At 60.6% G+C, this 2,610-nt stretch carries 2 protein-coding genes and 1 pseudogene; 2 read left to right on the top strand and 1 reads right to left on the bottom strand.

The window, feature by feature from the left end; all coding sequences use genetic code 11:
* A pseudogene (locus VZ95_RS15120) lies at positions 1-271 on the bottom strand (ATP-binding protein); the annotation flags it as partial.
* Between the two features lie 280 nt (positions 272-551).
* Here VZ95_RS15120 and VZ95_RS15115 point away from each other — a divergent pair.
* Positions 552-2,339 carry a choice-of-anchor I family protein gene (locus VZ95_RS15115; RefSeq protein WP_052711809.1) on the top strand — a complete coding sequence of 596 codons (1,788 nt, stop codon included), beginning with the start codon at positions 552-554 and terminating at the stop codon, positions 2,337-2,339.
* Positions 2,340-2,411: 72 nt separating this feature from the next.
* Positions 2,412-2,610 (top strand): YegP family protein (locus VZ95_RS15110; protein WP_045776596.1); only part of this gene is annotated, 199 nt, incomplete at its 3' end.

Raw genomic sequence — 2,610 nt, 5'->3', positions numbered from 1 at the left:
CCGCGCCCATGTCGCGCACCGTGCAGGAGCCGTCCGAGTTGAGAATCACTTCGACCAGATCGCAGTGCCCGGCCAGCGATTCATCGATGGCGTTATCGACCACCTCATAGACCATGTGATGCAGGCCGGAGCCGCTGCCCGTATCGCCAATATACATGCCGGGGCGCTTGCGCACGGCATCGAGACCGCGCAAGACCTTGATCGAATCGGCGTTATAGTCTTCCGCATTCGTGGTTCCAGCCGGATTTTTGGGCAAGGGGACTGAGGTCATCGACAGGCACGCTCCACACAAATCATCGCAAACGACACCCACCTGCGGCGGGCTCAAAGCAAGCGGCGCAGTTTAGCAGGTGCGGCGCGCGAGGCCAGTGAATATCGGTCAGGGCAGGGGTGAGCGGGATCTTCAGCGCCGCAAACGCGTCTCCCAGCCCTGTTATTTCTACAAGGATGATCCGGAGCGAACGGCACTTCTTGAGCGTCTTTTGAGTAATAATACTGTCACGGCTCCCCCGTATCGTCCCGGCATTCATCATTCCGAGGGGGAGACAAATATGTCGGTTCAAGCAATGCGCCGGACTGCGGCAATGGCTTTGGTGCTGGCGGCAGCGCTGCCCGCAGCGGCAGCAGACGGGGACGCGCTGATGCTGCTCGGGCGCTATAGTTCGGGCATTTTCGGCGCGAGCGCTGCCGAAATCACCGGCTATGACCCCAGCACCCGCCGTGCTTTCGTTGTGAATGCCAAGGCCGGGGCGGTGGATGTGCTCGATGTTGCCGATCCCGCCAATCCGCGCCGCATTGGCGAGATCAATGCCCGCGACGTTGCCCCCAATGCTACGGTGAACAGCCTGGCCGTCCGCAATGGTGTGGTCGCGCTGGCCGTCGAGCCCGCCGTGAAGACCGATCCGGGCTTCGCCGCTTTCTACACAACGTCGGACTTCAAGCTGCTCGGTAAAGTGCAGGTTGGGGCACTGCCCGACATGCTAACCTTCACCCCGGACGGAAAAACGGTTCTGGTCGCCAATGAGGGCGAGCCTGCCGATGATTACGCCGTCGACCCCGAAGGCTCGGTCAGCATTATCGACATCAGCAATCTTGCCGCCCCGACCGCGCGCACGGCCGATTTCCGCGCTTGGAACGGCAAGGAAGCCGAATTGCGCGCCCAGGGCGCGCGCATTACCAGCCCCGGCGCGAGCGTGGCGCAGGATTTGGAGCCGGAATATATCGCCGTGTCCGAGGATGGCAAAACCGCCTGGGTCGCCTTGCAGGAAAATAACGCCCTCGCCCGTATCGATATAGCCAGCGCCAGCGTCACACTGGTTCAGGGCTTAGGTGTGAAGGATCACGGCGCGCCGGGCAATGGCCTCGATACCTCCGATACCGATAAAGCCGCGACGATCAAGACCTGGGCGGGCGTGAAGGGCTTCTATATTCCCGATTCCATCGCCGCCTATACCGCAGGGGGCAAGACCTACATCGTTACCGCCAATGAAGGCGACAGCCGCCCCTGGGGCGAGGACAATAAGGCCTATTGGACTTTCAATCGCGGCGACGATAAGGCCTGGAAGGGCGGCGACGCCAAGGGTGCGCCCGGTTTCGTTGAAGAGTTCCGCGTGAAGCATCTCGTTAACCCCAAAGGCTTCGATGGCCGCGCGGGCGACGATCTGCCGCCGCAGCTAAGGGCCTTGGCAAAAGGCGCGATGCTCTCGCCGCAAGTCTTCGGCTATTGCGGGGCGACCGCCGAGGGGCCGGGCGATTGCGCCAAGGACGAAGCGCTGGGCCGCCTTACGATTTCCTGGGGCCAGGGCTATCAAACCAATGCGGACGGCACGCCGAAACTCTCGGCGGATGGCAAGCTGGTCTATGACACGCTCTACGCGTTTGGCGCGCGCTCCTTCTCCATCCGCGACGAAAACGGCGGGCTGGTTTGGGATTCGGGCGACGCGTTTGAAACCCGTCTCGCTACGCTGAACCCGAAATGGTTCAACTCGACCCACGATAAGAATGCCGTCGATGATCGTTCGGATAATAAAGGCCCGGAACCGGAAGGGCTGGCGCTTGGTCAGATCGGCGATAAAACCTACGCTTTTATTGGGCTGGAGCGTATTGGCGGCGTGATGGTCTATGACATCACCGATCCGCGCGCGCCGCGCTTTAGCGGTTACACCAATAGCCGCGACTTCGACGCCGACCCGAAGAAGGATTTGGCGAAGGCTGGCGACCTTGGCCCAGAGGGCCTCACGTTCGTGGCCGCGAAGGATTCGCCCACCGGCCAGCCGCTGCTGATCGTCGGCAATGAAGTGAGCGGTACAACGGCGCTCTATCGCATCACCGTAAAATAAGCGAAGATGCGCCGAGGCCCTCGGGCTTCGGCGCGTTCTTTCGATGAATTTTCCTGCATAGGGAGTAGAAACATGGCCGGTTACTATGTTTTGAGCAAAACCAGCAGCGGCGCGTTTCGGTTTGCCCTGAAGGCAGGAAACCACGAGATTATTCTCGCCAGCGAAAATTATGAATCGAAAAACTCTGCCGAAAATGGCATTGCCTCGGTCCAAAAAAACGCCCCCGACGATACGAAATACGAGCGCCTGACCGCTAAAAATGGCGAGTTCT

Origin of the sequence: Elstera litoralis (genome assembly GCF_000963705.1) — a bacterium.
Lineage (GTDB): Bacteria > Pseudomonadota > Alphaproteobacteria > Elsterales > Elsteraceae > Elstera > Elstera litoralis.
Note: the sequence above shows the minus strand (reverse complement) of the source record. Positions and strands in the feature narration are given on the sequence as shown.